Genomic DNA, 17,752 nt, shown 5'->3' with positions numbered 1-17,752 from the left:
CGAGAAGTGAAACCACGACCATGATGCGCAGCCATTATTGCGGCCAACTGAACGAGAGCCTGGAAGGCCAGGAAGTCACCCTTTGCGGATGGGTCCACCGTCGTCGCGACCATGGCGGGGTGATTTTCCTCGATATCCGTGACCGCGAGGGCCTGGCCCAGGTGGTCTTCGACCCGGATCGCGCCCAGACCTTTGCCACCGCTGACCGTGTGCGCAGCGAGTACGTGGTGAAGATCACCGGCAAGGTGCGCCTGCGTCCGGCCGGTGCCGGCAACGCCAACATGGCGTCGGGCATGATCGAGGTGCTGGGCTACGAGCTGGAAGTGCTGAACGAAGCGGAAACCCCGCCGTTCCCGCTCAACGAATACTCCGACGTCGGCGAGGAAACCCGCCTGCGCTATCGCTTCATCGACCTGCGTCGTCCGGAAATGGCCGAGAAGCTGCGCCTGCGTTCGCGCATGACCACCAGCATCCGTCGCTACCTGGACGAGAACGGCTTCCTCGACGTCGAGACCCCGATCCTGACCCGTGCGACCCCGGAAGGCGCCCGCGACTACCTGGTACCGAGCCGTACCCACGCCGGCAGCTTCTTCGCCCTGCCGCAATCGCCACAGCTGTTCAAGCAACTGCTGATGGTGGCCGGCTTCGACCGCTACTACCAGATCGCCAAGTGCTTCCGCGACGAAGACCTGCGCGCCGACCGCCAGCCGGAATTCACCCAGATCGACATCGAGACCAGCTTTCTCGATGAAAAGGACATCATGGGCCTGACCGAAGGCATGATCCGCAACCTGTTCAAGGAAGTGCTGGGTCTGGAATTCGGCGAATTCCCGCACATGACCTGGGACGAGGCCATGCGCCGCTACGGTTCCGACAAGCCGGACCTGCGTATCCCGCTGGAGCTGGTGGACGTTGCCGACCAGCTCAAGGACGTCGAGTTCAAGGTCTTCAGTGGCCCGGCCAACGATCCGAAGTGCCGTATCGCCGCACTGCGCGTACCTGGCGGCGCGAGCATGCCGCGCAGCAAGATCGACGACTACACCAAGTTCGTCGGCATCTACGGTGCCAAGGGCCTGGCGTACATCAAGGTCAACGAGCGCGCCAAGGGTGTGGAAGGCCTGCAGTCGCCGATCGTCAAGAACATCCCCGAGGCCAACCTCAACGTCATCCTCGATCGCGTGGGTGCGGTCGATGGCGACATCGTGTTCTTCGGCGCCGACAAGACCAAGATCGTCTGCGAGGCCCTGGGCGCGCTGCGGATCAAGGTCGGTCACGACCTGGAGCTGCTCACCAGCGAGTGGGCACCGATGTGGGTCGTCGACTTCCCGATGTTCGAAGAGAACGACGACGGCAGCTTCACCGCACTGCACCACCCGTTCACCGCGCCGAAGTGCACCCCTGAAGAGCTGGAGGCCAACCCGGCCGGCGCCCTGTCGCGTGCCTACGACATGGTCCTGAACGGCACCGAGCTGGGTGGCGGTTCGATCCGTATCCACCGCAAGGAAATGCAACAGGCGGTGTTCCGTCTGCTGGGCATCAACGAAGCGGAACAGGAAGAGAAGTTCGGCTTCCTGCTCGACGCCCTGAAGTACGGTGCTCCACCCCATGGTGGCCTGGCCTTCGGTCTGGACCGCCTGGTGATGCTGATGACCGGCGCCCAGTCGATCCGTGAAGTGATCGCCTTCCCGAAAACCCAGAGCGCGGCCTGTGTCATGACCCAGGCTCCAGGTCTGGTGGACGCCAAGGCCCTGCGCGAATTGCACATTCGCCTGCGCGAAACACCCAAGGCCGAGTAATCCGGCTCTTGCGGGCGCATCCTAGGATGCGCCCTTTCTTTTATACGGTTCGAAATTTCTGTTTGCCGGTCGGCGCCCATGGCGCGACGGGCAATGTTTCACGGCAATATTTCAAAGAGCATCGGAGCGAGTTATGGCGGGTCATTCCAAGTGGGCGAACATCAAGCACCGCAAAGAACGTCAGGATGCCAAGAAGGGCAAGATCTTCACCAAGTGGATTCGTGAACTGACGGTCGCTGCCCGCCAGGGCGGCGCTGATCCGGGTTCCAACCCGCGCTTGCGCCTGGCGCTGGACAAGGCCCTGGGCGCCAACATGAGCCGCGACATCATTGATCGCGCGGTCGCCCGGGGTGCCGGCAACGCCGACACCGACGACATGGTCGAGCTGAGCTACGAAGGCTACGGCCCGGGCGGGGTGGCGGTGATGGTCGAATGCATGACCGACAACCGCAACCGTACCGCCGCCGCCGTGCGTCATGCGTTCAGCAAGTGTGGCGGCAACCTCGGTACCGACGGTTCGGTGGCCTACCTGTTCGAACGCAAGGGGCAGATCTCCTTTGCGCCGGGTATCGATGAGGACTCGCTCATGGAAGCCGCCATGGAGGCCGATGCCGACGACGTGGTAACCAACGAGGACGGCTCCATCGACGTGTTCACCTCGTTCTCCGGTTTCTATGCCGTGCGCAACGCCCTGGAAGCGGCCGGCTTCAAGGCGGGCGACGCGGAAATCGTCATGTTGCCGACCACCAGCGCCGAACTCGATCTCGAAGGGGCGGAAAAGGTCCTGAAGCTGATCGACATGCTCGAAGACCTGGACGATGTGCAAAACGTCTATTCCAACGCCGACATTCCCCAGGCGGTGCTGGAACAGCTCGGCTGACCGCTGCATGCCCCTGTTCCCCAGGGGCCTGATCCGCTGTCCGGGAGGAGCGGGGCGCTATCCTCCCGGCAGTCCTCTATCGACCTGCATGCATATACAGTAGATACTGCGCGTCATTGGCAGGCTTTCTCGATCGAACCGCAGGCGTTATGACTCTTATTCTTGGTATCGACCCAGGTTCGCGGATCACCGGTTACGGTGTGGTGCGCGATACCGGGCGTGGTTGTGTCTATGTGGCGTCGGGCTGCATCCGTACCGGCAGCGGTGAGCTGCATGAGCGCTTGCAGGTGGTCTACCGCAGCGTGCGCGAGGTGATCCAGACCTACGGCCCGGTGACCATGGGCATCGAAAAGGTGTTCATGGCGAAAAACGCCGACTCGGCACTCAAGCTCGGCCAGGCCCGTGGCGCGGCGATCGTTGCCGGTGCCGAGGAAAACCTGGAAATCGCCGAATACACCGCGACCCAGGTCAAGCAGGCGGTTGCCGGGACGGGTGGGGCCAACAAGGAGCAGGTGATGCTGATGGTGATGCATCTGCTCAAGCTGACCAGCAAGCCGCAGGTCGACGCCTCCGACGCCCTGGCGATCGCCCTGTGTCATGCCCACACCCGTTCGAGCCTGTTGCCCCACGGATTGGGGGCGGCAAGGACCCGTGGCGGTCGCCTGCGTCTCTGATAGCATCATCAGCTTAAACAATTTTGCTTGTCGATAGAGCTTCCTGCCGGATGATGGCGAATCTATCGTTCTGTTCATCAGTCACCGGCCCGGCCGGCAATAAGGACCTGATACGTGATTGGACGTTTGCGCGGCACCCTGGCTGAAAAACAGCCGCCGCACCTTATCCTCGATGTGAATGGCCTGGGCTATGAAGTGGAAGTCCCGATGACCACGCTCTACCGCCTGCCGTCGGTCGGCGAAACGCTGACGCTGCACACGCATTTGGTCGTGCGCGAGGATGCCCAGTTACTCTATGGTTTCGTCGGCAAGCGCGAGCGCGACTTCTTTCGCGAGCTGATCCGCCTCAATGGGGTTGGGCCCAAGCTGGCGCTGGCGCTGATGTCCAGCCTGGAGGTCGATGAGCTGGTGCGTTGCGTATCGGCCCAGGATGCCTCGGCGCTGGTCAAGGTGCCGGGGGTCGGCAAGAAGACCGCCGAGCGTCTGCTGGTCGAACTCAAGGACCGGTTCAAGGCCTGGGAAACCGTGCCGAGCATCTTCGCCCTGGTGCCGAACCAGCCGGACGGGGCGCCAGCGGCGCCGGTCGCCAGCGCCGAGACCGATGCGGTCAGTGCGCTGATCTCCCTGGGCTACAAGCCACAGGAAGCGAGCAAGGCGGTTTCCGCCATCAAGGAAAAAGGCTTGAGCAGCGAAGAGATGATTCGTCGCGCCCTGAGGGGAATGATTTAAGTGATTGAAGCCGATCGTTTGATAACCGCTTCCGGCGGCCGTGACCGCGAGGAGGTCCAGGACCGGGCGATTCGCCCGCTGAGCCTGGCCGAGTACATTGGCCAGCCCACGGTCAGGGAGCAGATGGAGCTGTTCATCCAGGCCGCCCGGGCGCGTGGCGAGTCCCTGGACCATACGCTGATCTTCGGCCCGCCAGGGTTGGGCAAGACCACCCTGGCCAACATCATCGCCCAGGAAATGGGCGTGTCGATCAAGAGCACTTCCGGCCCGGTGCTGGAGCGGGCAGGCGACCTGGCGGCGCTGCTGACCAATCTCGAGCCCCATGACGTGCTGTTCATCGACGAAATCCACCGGCTTTCACCGGTCGTCGAAGAGGTGCTGTACCCGGCAATGGAGGACTTCCAGCTCGACATCATGATCGGCGAAGGCCCGGCGGCGCGCTCGATCAAGCTGGACCTGCCGCCGTTCACCCTGGTCGGGGCGACCACCCGTGCGGGTATGCTGACCAACCCGTTGCGTGACCGCTTCGGTATCGTCCAGCGTCTTGAGTTCTATAACACGGCGGACCTGGCGACGATCGTCAGTCGTTCGGCGGGCATTCTCGGCCTGCCGCTGGATGCCGAAGGCGCCTTCGAGGTCGCCCGGCGGGCGCGCGGCACGCCGCGGATCGCCAACCGCCTGTTGCGGCGTGTTCGCGATTTCGCCGAGGTGCGGGCCAAGGGGCATATCACCAAGGGCGTGGCGGACCTGGCACTGAACCTGCTGGATGTCGACGAACACGGTTTCGACCATCAGGACCGGCGCCTGCTGCTGACCATGATCGAGAAGTTCGACGGCGGCCCGGTAGGGGTCGACAGCCTGGCGGCGGCGATTGGTGAAGAGCGTCATACCATCGAGGACGTGCTGGAACCGTACCTGATCCAGCAGGGCTACATCATGCGCACGCCACGCGGGCGGGTGGTGACCCGTCACGCGTATCTGCACTTCGGTTTGAACGTGCCGTCGCGGCTGGGCGAAACGCCTGTTGCAGACGAGTTTCTCGATGCGTTGGATGGCTGAGCGGGCGGCCGGAACTGATTTATTCGTGGTTCGTGCTGTCCTACGGGCTGGCATCACGATTCTTCATGTAAAAAGTCGTATAAGTATGAAAAACAGTTGCCTGGCCGGATTGGCAACCTGAGGAGTAAGCACTAGAGTATGCGCGCGCAAAACGGGCTTCAGTCGTTCGCACATCGCTGTCGCGTTTATTACGAGGACACCGATGCCGGCGGCATCGTCTATTACGTCAATTACCTAAAGTTCATGGAACGGGCTCGAACCGAGCGGCTACGGGAACTGGGCTTCGCCCAGTCCGAGCTGGTGGGGGAGAACCTGTTGTTCGTCGTGCATTCCAGCGAAGCACGCTACCACGTGCCGGCGCGACTGGACGACGAGCTGTTGGTCAGTGCGGATGTCATTGAACTGAACCGTGCGAGCCTGCGTTTCAAGCAGCAGGTTCGTCGTGCAACGGATTTAACGCTGCTCTGCGAAGGGCAGTTCCTGGTGGCCTGTGTGCGCGCCGACAGTTTGAAACCCCGGGCCATTCCAGAAGCCTTGCGGTCGGCCTTTGCCGACACAAGCGGCGCGGGTACTCACTTAGAGCAGGAGATAAAGCGTGGAAGCTAACGTCGTCGACCATTCCTCCATGTGGAGTTTGGTCAGCAATGCCAGCATCGTGGTGCAATTGGTCATGCTGATCCTGGTGGCTGCCTCAGTCACCTCGTGGATCATGATTTTCCAGCGCAGCAATCTGCTGCGCGCCGGTCGTCGTGCCCTGGAGAGCTTCGAGGAGCGCTTCTGGTCGGGGATCGACCTGTCCAAGCTGTACCGTCAGGCTGGCAGCAACCCGGATCCGGATTCGGGCGTCGAGCAGATCTTCCGCGCCGGCTTCAAGGAATTCTCCCGCCTGCGCCAGCAACCGGGCGTTGAGCCGGAAGCGGTCATGGAAGGCGTGGCCCGTGCCATGCGCGTGGCCATCTCCCGCGAAGAGGAAAAGCTCGAGCAGAGCCTGCCCTTCCTCGCCACCGTCGGTTCCGTCAGCCCGTATGTCGGTCTGTTCGGTACCGTGTGGGGGATCATGAACTCCTTCCGTGGCCTGGCCACTGTCCAGCAGGCGACCCTCGCCACCGTGGCTCCCGGCATTGCCGAGGCCCTGGTGGCCACCGCGATCGGCCTGTTCGCCGCGATCCCGGCCGTTGTCGCCTACAACCGTTTCGCGGCCCGGGGGGAAACCCTGATCGGTCGCTACTACACCTTCGCCGACGAATTCCAGGCGATCCTGCACCGTAAAGTGCACACCAGCGAAGAGTGAGCAGGTAGAACCCCATGGCCCGAGTTCGCCACAAACGCAAGCCGGTCGCCGAGATGAACGTGGTGCCATACATCGACGTGATGTTGGTATTGCTGGTTATCTTCATGGTGACCGCACCGATGCTCAACCAGGGTGTGAAGGTCGATCTGCCCAAGGTTTCCAGCGAAGCCTTGCCGCAGGACAACAACACCCAGGTCCTGACCATTTCGATCAAGGCTGACAAGACCTACTACTGGAACCTTGGCAGCGAAGTCGACACCGACAAGCAGCAGGACAAGGCGATGACCTTGCCGCAGATGACCGATGCCGTCACCAAGATCATTCGTGCCGGCAACGAAGCCGGCAAGCATACCCAGGTCTTCATTCGTGGCGACAAGAGTGTCGACTATGGCGCCGTGATGGGTGCCATGGGTGGTCTGCAGAAAGCGGGTGTCGGTAACGTCGGCCTGATTACCGAGGCGCCCTGATGCACCAACAGAGAGAGCCGTCCGCCTCGGAAAGCTACTTCTGGCCCAGCGTCTGGGCGATTGGCCTGCACGTCCTGATCTTTGGCCTGCTGTTCGTCAGCTTCGCCATGACTCCCGACCTGCCCCCGGCCAAACCGATCGTCCAGGCGACCCTGTACCAACTGAAATCGAAGAGTCAGGCAACCACCCAGACCAATCAGAAGATTGCGGGTGAGGCGAAGAAATCCGCCGCGCGCCAGACCGAAGTCGAGCAGATGGAGCAGAAGAAGGTCGAGCAGGAAGCGATAAAGGCGGCGGAACAAAAGAAAGAAGAGGCGGCTCAAAAGGCCGAAGAAGCGAAGAAGGCCGACGAAGCCAAGAAAGCGGAAGAGGCCAAGAAGGCTGATGAAGCCAAGAAAGCCGACGAAGCGAAGAAGGCTGCCGAAGCCAAGAAGGCCGAAGAGAAACAATTGGCTGATATAGCCAAGAAGAAGGCCGAGGAAGAAGCCAAGAAGGCCGCTGAAGAAGAGGCCAAGAAAAAGGCCGCTGAAGAAGCGAAGAAAAAGATAGTCGAGGACGCGAAGAAGAAAGCCGCGGAAGACGCCAAGAAGAAAGCCGAAGCTGAAGAGGCGAAGAAGAAGATCGCCGAAGACGCGAAGAAGAAAGCAGCAGCCGATGCGGCCAAGAAGAAGCAGGACGCCGCACGCAAGGCCGCCGAAGAGAAGAAGGCGCAGGCACTGGCCGACTTGCTTTCCGATACGCCGCAGCGTCAGCAGGCCCTGGCGGATGAGCAGGGTGAGGAAACCGCGGGCAGTTTCGACGATCTGATTCGCGCCCGGGCGGCGGAAGGCTGGGCTCGTCCACCTTCGGCGCGCAAGGGTATGACGGTGGTGCTGCAGATCGGCATGTTGCCGGACGGTACCGTGACCACGGTCTCGGTAGCCAAGTCCAGCGGCGATGGTCCGTTCGACGCATCGGCGGTAGCGGCGGTCAAGAACATTGGTCGCCTGACGGAAATGCAGGGAATGAAACCGAGCGACTTTGCTCCTTATCGTTCGTTCAAGATGACATTTACACCTGAGGATCTAGCCTTGTGAGAAACCTTCTTCGAGGAATGCTTGTCCTGATCTGCTGCCTGGCAGGGATGGCAGTGGCAGATGAAAAGAACATTCTGGTCACCAGCGGCAGCGATCGGGCGACCCCGATCGCCGTCGTGCCGTTCGGCTTCCAGGGCGGCAGCGTGCTGCCGGACGACATGGCCCAGATCATCGGCGACGACCTGCGTAACTCCGGTTACTACTCGCCGATCCCGCGGCAGAACATGATCAGCCTGCCGACCCAGGCCGGCGAAATCATCTACCGTGACTGGAAGGCGCTGGGCGCGCAGTACATCATGGTCGGCAGTATCGTCCCTGCCGGCGGCCGCCTGCAGGTGCAGTACGCGCTGTTCAACGTCGCCACCGAGCAGCAGGTACTGACCGGCAGCGTTTCGGGCAGCGTCGACCAGTTGCGCGACATGGCGCACTACATCTCCGACCAGTCGTTCGAAAAGCTCACCGGCATCAAGGGGGCGTTCTCCACCCGCATGCTGTACGTGACGGCCGAACGCTTCTCGGTGAACAACACGCGCTACACCCTGCAGCGTTCCGACTATGACGGTGCCCGTGCAGTGACCCTGTTGCAGTCGCGCGAGCCGATCCTGTCGCCGCGTTTCGCACCGGATGGCAAGCGCATCGCCTATGTCTCGTTCGAGCAGAAGCGTCCGCGCATCTTCATCCAGCACATCGATACCGGTCGCCGCGAGCAACTGACCAACTTCGAAGGCCTGAACGGTGCGCCGGCCTGGTCGCCGGACGGTACCCGCCTGGCGTTCGTGCTGTCCAAGGACGGCAACCCGGACATCTACGTGATGAACCTGGCTTCGCGCCAGATCAGTCGCGTGACCAGTGGCCAGGGCATCAACACCGAACCGTTCTGGGGCAAGGATGGCTCGACCATCTACTTCACCTCCGACCGTGGCGGCAAGCCGCAGATCTACAAGACCAACATCAATGGTGGTGGTGCCGAGCGGGTAACTTTCATCGGCAACTACAACGCCAACCCGAAACTTTCGGCTGACGAAAAAACGCTGGTGATGATTCATCGCCAGGATGGTTTCACCAACTTCCGGGTGGCGGCTCAGGATTTGCAGCGCGGTAGCGTAAAAATCCTTACAGACACCAACCTTGATGAGTCAGCTACTGTTGCGCCAAACGGCACCATGGTAATCTACGCCACCGCCCAGCAGGGCCGGGGAGTCTTGATGCTCGTGTCCATCAACGGACGCGTAAGGCTCCCGCTTCCTACCGCTCAAGGCGAAGTCAGAGAACCTTCCTGGTCCCCTTACCTGAACTGACGCGGCGCTATACGTTTTACTTAACACACTGGGGTTCATTAGGAGTTTCACGATGGAAATGCTGAAGTTTGGTAAATTTGCTGCGCTGGCCCTGGCCATGGCTGTAGCTGTAGGTTGCTCGTCCAAAGGCGGCGACAACGCTGGTCAAGGCGCTGTTGATCCTAACGCTGGCTACGGTGCAAACACCGGTGCCGTCGACGGCTCCCTGAGCGAAGAAGCCGCTCTGCGCGCAATCACCACCTTCTACTTCGAATACGACAGCTCGGACCTGAAGCCAGAAGCCATGCGCGCTCTGGACGTTCACGCCAAGGACCTGAAAGCCAACGGCAACCGCGTTGTCCTGGAAGGCAACACCGACGAACGTGGTACTCGTGAGTACAACATGGCACTGGGCGAGCGTCGTGCGAAAGCCGTTCAGCGCTACCTGGTTCTGCAAGGTGTTTCCCCAGCTCAACTGGAACTGGTTTCCTACGGTAAAGAGCGTCCAGTCGCTACCGGCCACGACGAGCAGTCCTGGGCTCAAAACCGTCGCGTCGAACTGCGTAAGTAATTCGTCATGCGAACGTGCCGTCGTGCTGTAACTGTATTGGCTCTCAGCCTCCTGCCACTTGCGGCTGGGGCTGCGGTTCCTGTGGTCGATGACAACTCCGGCTATAACAATAGCGGTGGAAGTTATCCGCCAGCGGGTTACGGTACGAACGGCGCCTATGCCGGGTCAGGGGCTGCGGCTCCTGTCTCGGCACAGGGCGAACTGTTCAACCAGTTGCAACGCATGCAGGACCAGATTGCGCAACAACAGGGCGTGATCGAGGTTTTGCAAAATGATATCGCGCGCATGAAGCAGGAAAACCTGGAGCGATACCAGGATCTTGATCGGCGCATAGGCAGTGGCGTCGCTCCGGCGGCTGCAACGCCTGACAATTCTTCCAGCGGTGGCAACACGAATGCCGCCGCCGGTGCTGCACCTGCTGCCCAGGCCCCAGCGGCCAGCAGCGAACCTGGTGATCCGGCGAAGGAAAAGCTCTACTACGATGCGGCCTTCGACCTGATCAAGGCCAAGGACTTCGACAAGGCCAGCCAGGCGTTCGGCGCGTTCCTGCGCAAATACCCGAACAGCCAGTACGCCGGCAATGCCCAGTACTGGTTGGGTGAAGTGAACCTGGCCAAGGGCGACCTGCAAGGTGCCGGCCAGGCCTTTGCCAAGGTCAGCCAGTTGTATCCCAAGCATGCCAAGGTGCCTGACTCGTTGTACAAGCTGGCTGACGTAGAGCGTCGCCTGGGTCACACCGACAAGGTCAAGGGCATTCTGCAGCAGGTCGTTTCCCAGTATCCGGGGACATCGGCAGCCCAATTGGCCCAGCGGGACCTGCAGCGCATGTAAGGCGTTGTCGACCCGAATCAAGAAACCCGCGCCTGCCGCGGGTTTTTTCGTTAGAATTGTTGCCCTTTTTATGAAACACGCCGTTCTGGATTATGCGATTGCAGGTTCATTGCGGTGCCTGACGGAGGCGGACAGCCTGTTTAGCTGTTACGCCCGTGGCGGATATGCAAGACACATTGAGAATCACCGAAGTTTTTTACTCGTTACAGGGTGAAACGCGGACTGCTGGGCTGCCCACGGTATTCGTGCGCCTGACCGGTTGCCCCCTGCGCTGCCAGTATTGCGACAGTGCCTACGCCTTCAGCGGCGGCAGTATCCTGTCGCTCGACAGCATCCTCGACCAGGTCGCCAGCTACCGGCCGCGCTACGTCTGCGTGACGGGCGGCGAGCCGCTGGCCCAGCCCAACGCCATTCCCCTGCTCAAGCGGCTTTGCGATGCCGGCTACGAGGTATCCCTGGAAACCAGCGGGTCGATGGACATCTCGCCGGTGGATACCCGTGTCAGCCGGGTGGTCGACCTGAAGACCCCGGGCTCGAAGGAAGTCCATCGCAATCGTTATGAGAACATCGAGCTGCTGACCCGCAACGACCAGGTCAAGTTCGTGATCTGTTCCCGTGAGGACTACGACTGGTCGGTGTCCAAGCTGATCCAGTACGGTCTGGAGAAGCGGGCGGGGGAGGTGCTGTTTTCGCCGAGCCACCACGACCTGCCGGCACGCGACCTGGCAGACTGGATCGTTGCGGACAACCTGCCGGTGCGCTTGCAGATGCAGTTGCACAAATATCTTTGGAACGACGAGCCGGGGCGCTGACATGACCACTCAAGCAAGCACTGAAAAGAAAGCGGTAATCCTGCTGTCCGGCGGCCTCGACTCGGCGACCGTGGTGGCCATGGCGCGTGCCCAGGGCTACAGCTGCTACACCATGAGCTTCGACTACGGCCAGCGTCACCGTGCCGAACTGCAGGCCGCCGAGCGGGTGGCCCGCGACCTGGGTGCAGTGGAGCACAAGGTCATCGGCCTGAACCTCAACGGCATTGGCGGCTCGGCGCTGACCGACAGTTCCATCGACGTGCCCGAGACGCCGGGCGAGGGCATTCCGGTGACCTACGTGCCGGCACGCAACACGGTGTTCCTGTCCCTGGCGCTGGGCTGGGCCGAGGTGCTGGGTGCGCGGGACATCTTCATCGGGGTGAACGCGGTGGACTACTCCGGCTACCCGGATTGCCGTCCCGAGTTCGTCGAGGCCTTCGAAACCCTGGCCAACCTGGCGACCAAGGCCGGCGTCGAGGGCGACGGCTTCCGGATCCAGGCACCGCTGCAGAACCTCAGCAAGGCCGATATCGTGCGTGAAGGTGTGCGCCTGGGGGTCGACTATTCGCTGACCGTGTCCTGCTATCAAGCGGATGCCAACGGCTTTGCCTGTGGGAAATGTGACAGCTGCCGCCTGCGCGCGGAAGGCTTCGCCGCGGCCGCAATCGACGACCCCACGAAATATTTTTGATTTTTTTCGCGTAGGGTGTTGAATTCCCGTTATAAATCAGTATTATACGCGCCACCACACAGCGGGTCGTTAGCTCAGTTGGTAGAGCAGTTGGCTTTTAACCAATTGGTCGTAGGTTCGAATCCTACACGACCCACCATATTCAGCAGTACTCGAAGAATCCGGAAGGCCCACGACAGTGAGGATTTCCGGATTTTTTTTCGTCTGCAAAAGGGGCGCGCACCATGGTGGCGGCGCTCTGCGTACGGCTTTCGCCCGGGACAGCCGCTCCGAATGCCACCAGCAGTGGTGCCTGGTCGCCGATCAGTTGCGCGAAAAATACCCCAAGATCGCAATGCTGATGGACGGCTGCGAGAATGAAGGTCTGGCGCACATGGCCTTCAAGGCCCACTGGCAGCAGCTTCACAGCACCAACCCCGATGGGGCGGTTGAACGCCGAGATCAAACGTCGCCCTGAGGTAGTGGGCATCCTTGTCGTTAGAATGCTTTAAACCCTCGTAGCGTTTCATTGCGACCGGATTGGCCAGTCGGACGTCGTAGCCAGCGGCCATGAGGCCATCCACCCGCCAATACCAGTTGTAGGTTGACGCGTATACTGCACGACCAGCTCGGTGCGATGGGGCTCAAGCAGATCGAGCATATTCGTTAACTCGTTGGGACAGAGTCGACTGACCAGGACTCGATCCGTTTCGTCGGTAACCCCACAACGCTATTGTTCGAATGCAGGTCTATGCCACAGAATTTCATCACGGCCTCCTCGTAGCAAAAAACAATATTCGCACCTTGAATCTTGTGCTACCTCTGTGAGGTGGGGAGTCCGGCTAGATGATTCTCAGATTTATTTTCTGATTTTTCTGCTTCTGCTGGAAAATAAATCCGTCCCCGTTTTTCGGAGGTAAAAAATATTACTGTGCTAGATAGTGAATGAGAGGGGTTATGGATGCTTTTCATTTTAATAAAGAGATTAGGCCTCTATTGAAAGGCTACTCCGTAGAGTATTCAAAATTCGCCAATGGGGATTTTGGTAGCCTTGAGCGGATAGAGCTGGAAGGCTTTAATAAGCTGGCGACCATAGAATTCTGGTCTGAGGGTTGGATAGAAATTGATATATATGACTGTGCTCGTGATGAGCAGGTCATGAATATTTTGCTTTCTCCAGAGGAGAAAGACCTTTTTCCTAAAACATTTGAAAGGCTTTTGGATACATTAAATCGAAATGGTTAATAAGTTTCTCTGGAAACTCTCGATGTTTATTTGTCTATAGGTCCCAGCCTCGATTTGACACCCGCGAAAAGGTGACGTATTTATTTTCTACTCGACATCACGCACTTGACACGAGCTTATTCACGCTGGTGATTTGCTTGTTCCAAATCATTTCGTAATGGCTCGATTGGATGATCGAGGCAACGTGTCGAGGGGTGGTCAGCGCCCAGCAGGTATTGCCCGGCGAACGAACGGAGCGATAGCGCAGGCCTGAGGCCTTGGCCTTCTTCACATCACGGCCGAGCGCTCTGGAAGCGCTGTAATCGTCTGGTGCGTAAATCGGGTGCGTCATGGGTAGCACAGTAGCGTCCAGCACACCCACCTCATCGAATTGGCAAGTCAGACCACGAAAGACGAAGCGCTCGTAGTTCAGTCCTTGCACTTTACTCCAGTACGCCTCTTGGTGATGGCGAACCTCGGCGATGGCAGTATCCATGGTGTCAGCCAGGTACAGCATGCCGAACGATCCATCGCCGAAGCGGGATCCATCAGGGTTCACGTGGGTAAATGGCGCGGTGGCGTAGGAGCAGCCGGTGATGCCAAAAGGGATTTCGCTGAGCGGAATCAGGTTGATGGTGCCCACTTCGTTCTGCAGGCGGGGATTGGTCAAGGCCTGAACTTGGTAAAGAATATCGAACTCGTCAGCGTTGGCCACGTCATCGAACAGAGCGATAGGAGGAAACTTGGAGTTCACCAGCCGATACGACTTGATGGCGCCCTCACTGCGCAGCACGTTCAGATCAGCGGCGTTTACCATTGGGCGCCTCGCAAGGCGTCAATTCGACGGAAAGTTTCGTACAGGTTGATGAACGAGCCGGTGGCCATGATTTCCAGCGGGGTTCTGCCTTCGAAAAAATCGTTGTCGTTGGCCATCCGTGGAAAGCCATACACGTTTTCCGGGTTGTCGAAGACCGTTCTAAGTGCACCATGAACGTTCAGGATGAGGCTGATACGGGCGAGCTGGTCATCATCCAGGCTCACGGTGCGACCTTGTTCCTTGACGCGCGAGTAGGTGCTGCGCGATATGCGAAGGGTGTTCTCGATCTCCTTGGGGGTTGCTTTCCAGCGTTCCATGATGGTGACTGCGGTGCGCAGCGCAACTGCGCCGGCATCCTTTGTGGAGGGTGTCCGTGCAGGGGGGCTTGGCTCATGTTCAGCACTCCGATTCCTTGGTCTGTAGATTGAAATATACGAATATTTAGTCTTTAGATCAATCTTGCGCTTGTGCGGCCACAGGGATATTTCAGGTTTCCAGACCTGGATCGCAGGCCTTATATCGACAGGCGAAGACTAGTGAGCGGACCCGGCAGGCACAAGGCGAGAGGGCTTTCCAGGAGTGTTCAGGCAAGGAAAAGGGAATTGTCCGGTGCTTGGGTTTGGCGCCTCGCAAACAGACACTCGATTTTGGCTCTAAAAATCTCATCTTCGCTCGCGTTCACGCTGGTGGAGGTTTGGGATTCGCGTGAAATGCATGGCATCCACGTCGACCAGTTGGTCTCGAGCGGTCAATGGAACGTTATGCCGCGCTACGCGATGCTGTCCCTTGCGAGTAGCCATGGCAATGACACTCGAAGTCTTACCGGCAGCGCTTTACTCGATGCGCAACGTAAAGCCTGTTCTTGCTGACGGTGGCTCGTCCATCCTCCATAAAACACTTGAAACGAATCTGGAAAACAAGGCGATCTATATCGCCACGCCGTTGATCGTCTACATCAAGCAGGGCAAGCAGATTATTCGCGACTATGACAGCGTGGCCAATGTCGTCGACGAGAATCATCTGATCTTCCTCTCCAAAGGCGTTTATACGGTGTCGGACTACGTGACTGGCAGCGATATCTTCGAGGCGGTGCTGCTGTTTTTCGACGACAAGCTGATCGCAAAGTAGGGATATGAAAATACCTCCCACTTCATCAAGCCCTGCAAGCAACGGTACGGCGTCACGTCGAAGAAAGCCAAGACCGTCGCCGCAGAACTGTAGCGCGGCAAGTCCGGCCCTCCATTCCCAGCCCGCGTGTCGAGCCGTCCCAACTGATCCGACGATTCATGGGCGCTGGCGAACCTACCTGACCTTGGCCTGAATGGGCTTCATCAACTGCATCTGCTGGCGATACTCGTCGGTGATCTGCCTGGCCTCGCTGTTGCTGGTGATCACCCGTGGCGTGATCAGCACGATCAGTTCCGAGCGACCACGCTGGCGACGGGTATTGCCGAACAACCAGCGCAGGCCGGGAACCCGACCCAGGTACGGCACGCTGTTGTCGCTGCCATTTTCGTTCTGCTTGATCAGGCCGCCGAGCAGGATGGTCTGCCCGCTTTGTACCGCCACCTGGGTCGACACCGCCCGGGTGGAGATGGTCGGGTTGCCGTTGGCATCGACGGTGCTGCTGGCGTTGCTGACCTGTTGCTGGATATCCAGGTACACCAGGCCGCCGGGGTTGATCCGGGGCACCACGTCGAGGATCACGCCGGTCTGGATGTATTGCACCGAGCTGGTGCTGATGGTGGTGGTGTTGGTGTTGATGGTGGTCTGGTTGATCGGGATGTTGTCGCCAACCTGAATCTGCGCCTGCTGGTTGTTCATCACCACCAGCGACGGGGCCGACAGCACGCGGGTGTTGCCCTCGGTCTCCAGGGCGTGCAGGGCCACTTGCAGGTTGTTGCTGACGAACGAGTAGAACAGCGCGTCGGTGCTGCCCAGGGCCGCGCCGCCCTGGCCCAGCGCGCCTTGGCTGCCGGAGGCGTTTTCGATGCCCTTGGTGGTGGCGTTGCCGGCCAGGCGCCCCAGGTACCATTGCACCCCGAGGTTCAGCGAGCCGGTCAGGCTGACTTCCAGAATCCGCGTTTCGATCTGTACCTGCAGCGGTGTGTTGTCGAGCCGTTGAATGGCCGACTGGATCTCGGCCCATTGGCTCGGCCGGCTGCGCACCAGCAATTGGTTGCTGCTTTTTTGCGCGGAAATGCGTACCGAGTTCGTCGGGTTGCTGGCGTCGGGCCTCGCCCTTGAGGTATTCGCGGCAGTGGGTGGCCCCAGTTGCAAGTCGTCCGCTGCCCGGTCCGGCGAGACAGGGGTGTCGGCGTCGTTTCTCACTGGCGGCGGCAGGCTCTGGCTGCCACCGGTGTTGCCGGGCAACCCGAGGCCGTTGCCGGCCGCTGCGCCCGGCCCGTTGCCGAAACCGTTACTGGTCAGCGTCACGGTGCGCAACCCCGGCGCGACCTGCGCCGCGGCATCCTCGGTGACCGGCTCGTCGCTATAGATCTGGCGCAGGTAACGGGCCAGGTCGGTCGCCTTCATGTTGCGCACGTCGTAGACATACATCTGCGGCTCATCGCCGCCGCCCTGGTCGATGGTGTCGATCCAGCGGCGCACATCGTTGAGGTATTCCGGTTGTGACGAGATGGCGACAATCGCATTGGTGCGTTCGATAGGCAGCAGGCGCAGCATGCCCGCCAGCGGTGTACCGCTCTGGGCGCCGAACAGGCGATCGAGTTCAGGCATCAGTTGCGTGACATTGGCCCGCTTGAGATTGAAGACGCCGATGGACATGCCCTTGAGCCAGTTGACGTCGAAGGTGTCGATGGTCTGCTGGTAGTTGTTCAACTCCTCCGGGGTGCCGGCCATCACCAGCGCATTGCGCGAGGTATCGACGACCAAAAAGGCACTCTCGCGGGCAAACGGCTTGAGCAGCTTCTGCATATCGAGCGCTGCGATGTAGTTCAGCACGAAAAAACGCGCGCTCAGGCCATTGCCTGGGGGGGCAATGGATTGGCTGGGCGTGAGCTGGCCCGCGACCGCCTGGTTGGCCGGCAGAACCAGATAACGCTCGCCCTGGCGGACGATCGCGTTGTTGGTCCAGGACAGCAGCGTTTCGAGAATGGAAAAGGCCTGGGCCTTGTCCACCGGTTTCGAGGTCGAGAAGGTCACGTCCCCCGTCACCCCCTGGCCGATACCATAGTTCTGCTTGAGCACATCACCGAGGATGACGTTGACCACCGCCTGGATCGGTACGTTGGCGAAGTTGAGCATCGTTCCGGCATCGTCTGCCGGGGACGGGCGCGGCCTTGCGGTCGCGTGGTCATGGCTGGCCACACCCGGGCTGCTGCGGATGATCGACGGGCCTGAAACCGGCGGTGCCGGGTAGGGCGCCAGGGGGACCGCGGCAGGTACCGTCGCGGGTTCCTGGCGCGGTCGATCCGTGCCCGTGCCCGCCAGTCCCTGGCGCAGCAACAGGTCATCTTGAACTTCATCGGTCACGGGCGAGGTGCAGCCCGCGAGCAGGATGACGCCGATCAGGCAGGGTCGGGCGATTCGTTCGATCACATCGATTCATCCTTGTA

At 60.2% G+C, this 17,752-nt stretch carries 18 protein-coding genes, 1 tRNA gene and 2 pseudogenes; 18 read left to right on the top strand and 3 right to left on the bottom strand.

The features are described from left to right. Positions 1-20 precede the first annotated feature (20 nt). From aspS to ACM62G_RS04200, 17 genes and pseudogenes are all read left to right on the top strand, one after another. A complete protein-coding gene (aspS, locus tag ACM62G_RS04280) occupies positions 21-1,796 on the top strand; it encodes an aspartate--tRNA ligase (protein WP_054056503.1) in 1,776 nt (591 codons plus the stop codon). Positions 1,797-1,929: 133 nt separating this feature from the next. Continuing rightward, positions 1,930-2,676 (top strand): YebC/PmpR family DNA-binding transcriptional regulator, encoded by a 747-nt coding sequence (locus ACM62G_RS04275; protein WP_054056502.1) that lies wholly within the window; start codon positions 1,930-1,932, stop codon positions 2,674-2,676. A 149-nt stretch (positions 2,677-2,825) separates the two neighbouring features. Next, positions 2,826-3,350, top strand: a complete 525-nt coding sequence (ruvC, locus tag ACM62G_RS04270; RefSeq protein WP_054056501.1) for a crossover junction endodeoxyribonuclease RuvC — start codon at positions 2,826-2,828, stop codon at positions 3,348-3,350. A gap of 114 nt (positions 3,351-3,464) precedes the next feature. Then, positions 3,465-4,079: a Holliday junction branch migration protein RuvA gene (gene ruvA, locus ACM62G_RS04265; RefSeq protein WP_054056500.1), complete on the top strand. Its 615-nt coding sequence runs from the start codon at positions 3,465-3,467 to the stop codon at positions 4,077-4,079. Then, positions 4,080-5,138 carry a Holliday junction branch migration DNA helicase RuvB gene (gene ruvB / locus ACM62G_RS04260; RefSeq protein WP_054056499.1) on the top strand — a complete coding sequence of 353 codons (1,059 nt, stop codon included), beginning with the start codon at positions 4,080-4,082 and terminating at the stop codon, positions 5,136-5,138. 138 nt (positions 5,139-5,276) lie between these two features. Further along, positions 5,277-5,744 (top strand): tol-pal system-associated acyl-CoA thioesterase, encoded by a 468-nt coding sequence (ybgC, locus tag ACM62G_RS04255; protein WP_054056498.1) that lies wholly within the window; start codon positions 5,277-5,279, stop codon positions 5,742-5,744. Next, on the top strand, positions 5,734-6,429 hold the full coding sequence (gene tolQ / locus ACM62G_RS04250; RefSeq protein ID WP_054056497.1) for a protein TolQ: 696 nt from the start codon (positions 5,734-5,736) through the stop codon (positions 6,427-6,429). Before ybgC ends, tolQ begins: the two co-directional genes overlap by 11 nt. Before the next feature lie 14 nt (positions 6,430-6,443). After that, positions 6,444-6,896: a protein TolR gene (tolR, locus tag ACM62G_RS04245; RefSeq protein ID WP_010444249.1), complete on the top strand. Its 453-nt coding sequence runs from the start codon at positions 6,444-6,446 to the stop codon at positions 6,894-6,896. After that, positions 6,896-7,972, top strand: a complete 1,077-nt coding sequence (tolA, locus tag ACM62G_RS04240) for a cell envelope integrity protein TolA (protein ID WP_273819277.1) — start codon at positions 6,896-6,898, stop codon at positions 7,970-7,972. The genes tolR and tolA overlap by 1 nt, the downstream gene beginning before the upstream one ends. A gap of 47 nt (positions 7,973-8,019) precedes the next feature. Then, positions 8,020-9,270, top strand: a complete 1,251-nt coding sequence (gene tolB / locus ACM62G_RS04235) for a Tol-Pal system beta propeller repeat protein TolB (protein ID WP_301601556.1) — start codon at positions 8,020-8,022, stop codon at positions 9,268-9,270. Positions 9,271-9,322: 52 nt separating this feature from the next. After that, the gene (gene pal, locus ACM62G_RS04230; protein ID WP_010444246.1) at positions 9,323-9,820 is read left to right on the top strand and encodes a peptidoglycan-associated lipoprotein Pal; all 498 of its coding nucleotides are present in this window, start codon (positions 9,323-9,325) and stop codon (positions 9,818-9,820) included. 6 nt (positions 9,821-9,826) lie between these two features. Next, positions 9,827-10,651 carry a tol-pal system protein YbgF gene (ybgF, locus tag ACM62G_RS04225; protein WP_054056493.1) on the top strand — a complete coding sequence of 275 codons (825 nt, stop codon included), beginning with the start codon at positions 9,827-9,829 and terminating at the stop codon, positions 10,649-10,651. Positions 10,652-10,815: 164 nt separating this feature from the next. Further along, positions 10,816-11,463 (top strand): 7-carboxy-7-deazaguanine synthase QueE, encoded by a 648-nt coding sequence (gene queE / locus ACM62G_RS04220; protein WP_273819280.1) that lies wholly within the window; start codon positions 10,816-10,818, stop codon positions 11,461-11,463. A 1-nt stretch (position 11,464) separates the two neighbouring features. Then, on the top strand, positions 11,465-12,154 hold the full coding sequence (gene queC, locus ACM62G_RS04215) for a 7-cyano-7-deazaguanine synthase QueC (RefSeq protein ID WP_273819281.1): 690 nt from the start codon (positions 11,465-11,467) through the stop codon (positions 12,152-12,154). A gap of 63 nt (positions 12,155-12,217) precedes the next feature. Further along, positions 12,218-12,293, top strand: a tRNA-Lys gene (locus tag ACM62G_RS04210). A 70-nt stretch (positions 12,294-12,363) separates the two neighbouring features. Beyond that, positions 12,364-12,624: pseudogene (locus ACM62G_RS04205) on the top strand (transposase); the annotation flags it as partial. A gap of 466 nt (positions 12,625-13,090) precedes the next feature. Then, complete coding sequence (locus tag ACM62G_RS04200) at positions 13,091-13,378, top strand: hypothetical protein (RefSeq protein ID WP_419736733.1); 288 nt, start codon at positions 13,091-13,093, stop codon at positions 13,376-13,378. 97 nt (positions 13,379-13,475) lie between these two features. Here ACM62G_RS04200 and ACM62G_RS04195 read toward each other — a convergent pair whose 3' ends face one another. Together ACM62G_RS04195 and ACM62G_RS04190 are read right to left on the bottom strand one after the other, a co-directional pair. Continuing rightward, positions 13,476-14,174, bottom strand: coding sequence for an RES family NAD+ phosphorylase (locus tag ACM62G_RS04195; protein ID WP_054064006.1), 699 nt, complete (start codon positions 14,172-14,174; stop codon positions 13,476-13,478). Then, positions 14,168-14,536 (bottom strand): annotated as a pseudogene (locus ACM62G_RS04190) (antitoxin Xre-like helix-turn-helix domain-containing protein); the annotation flags it as partial. The gene ACM62G_RS04195 and the pseudogene ACM62G_RS04190, both read right to left, overlap by 7 nt. Before the next feature lie 436 nt (positions 14,537-14,972). Here ACM62G_RS04190 and ACM62G_RS04185 point away from each other — a divergent pair. Further along, positions 14,973-15,302, top strand: a complete 330-nt coding sequence (locus tag ACM62G_RS04185) for a hypothetical protein (protein WP_419736732.1) — start codon at positions 14,973-14,975, stop codon at positions 15,300-15,302. Positions 15,303-15,476: 174 nt separating this feature from the next. On the opposite strand, the gene gspD is transcribed toward ACM62G_RS04185, so the two are convergent. Continuing rightward, the gene (gene gspD, locus ACM62G_RS04180; RefSeq protein WP_301601559.1) at positions 15,477-17,735 is read right to left on the bottom strand and encodes a type II secretion system secretin GspD; all 2,259 of its coding nucleotides are present in this window, start codon (positions 17,733-17,735) and stop codon (positions 15,477-15,479) included. Positions 17,736-17,752 lie beyond the last annotated feature (17 nt).

The organism is Pseudomonas sp. COR18 (assembly GCF_048568395.1).
GTDB classification, from domain to species: Bacteria; Pseudomonadota; Gammaproteobacteria; order Pseudomonadales; family Pseudomonadaceae; genus Aquipseudomonas; species Aquipseudomonas fuscovaginae_B.
This window is presented reverse-complemented; position numbering and strand designations above follow the sequence as displayed.

What these genes read in the sequence shown, in the direction of transcription:
- aspS (WP_054056503.1), top strand. Translation starts at nt 21, where the DNA reads ATGATGCGCAGCCATTATTGCGGCCAACTGAACGAGAGCCTGGAAGGC.
- ACM62G_RS04275 (WP_054056502.1), top strand. Translation starts at nt 1,930, where the DNA reads ATGGCGGGTCATTCCAAGTGGGCGAACATCAAGCACCGCAAAGAACGT.
- ruvC (WP_054056501.1), top strand. Translation starts at nt 2,826, where the DNA reads ATGACTCTTATTCTTGGTATCGACCCAGGTTCGCGGATCACCGGTTAC.
- ybgC (WP_054056498.1), top strand. Translation starts at nt 5,277, where the DNA reads ATGCGCGCGCAAAACGGGCTTCAGTCGTTCGCACATCGCTGTCGCGTT.
- tolR (WP_010444249.1), top strand. Translation starts at nt 6,444, where the DNA reads ATGGCCCGAGTTCGCCACAAACGCAAGCCGGTCGCCGAGATGAACGTG.
- tolA (WP_273819277.1), top strand. Translation starts at nt 6,896, where the DNA reads ATGCACCAACAGAGAGAGCCGTCCGCCTCGGAAAGCTACTTCTGGCCC.
- tolB (WP_301601556.1), top strand. Translation starts at nt 8,020, where the DNA reads ATGGCAGTGGCAGATGAAAAGAACATTCTGGTCACCAGCGGCAGCGAT.
- pal (WP_010444246.1), top strand. Translation starts at nt 9,323, where the DNA reads ATGGAAATGCTGAAGTTTGGTAAATTTGCTGCGCTGGCCCTGGCCATG.
- ybgF (WP_054056493.1), top strand. Translation starts at nt 9,827, where the DNA reads ATGCGAACGTGCCGTCGTGCTGTAACTGTATTGGCTCTCAGCCTCCTG.
- queE (WP_273819280.1), top strand. Translation starts at nt 10,816, where the DNA reads ATGCAAGACACATTGAGAATCACCGAAGTTTTTTACTCGTTACAGGGT.
- queC (WP_273819281.1), top strand. Translation starts at nt 11,465, where the DNA reads ATGACCACTCAAGCAAGCACTGAAAAGAAAGCGGTAATCCTGCTGTCC.
- ACM62G_RS04200 (WP_419736733.1), top strand. Translation starts at nt 13,091, where the DNA reads ATGGATGCTTTTCATTTTAATAAAGAGATTAGGCCTCTATTGAAAGGC.
- ACM62G_RS04195 (WP_054064006.1), bottom strand. Translation starts at nt 14,174, where the DNA reads ATGGTAAACGCCGCTGATCTGAACGTGCTGCGCAGTGAGGGCGCCATC.
- ACM62G_RS04185 (WP_419736732.1), top strand. Translation starts at nt 14,973, where the DNA reads ATGGCAATGACACTCGAAGTCTTACCGGCAGCGCTTTACTCGATGCGC.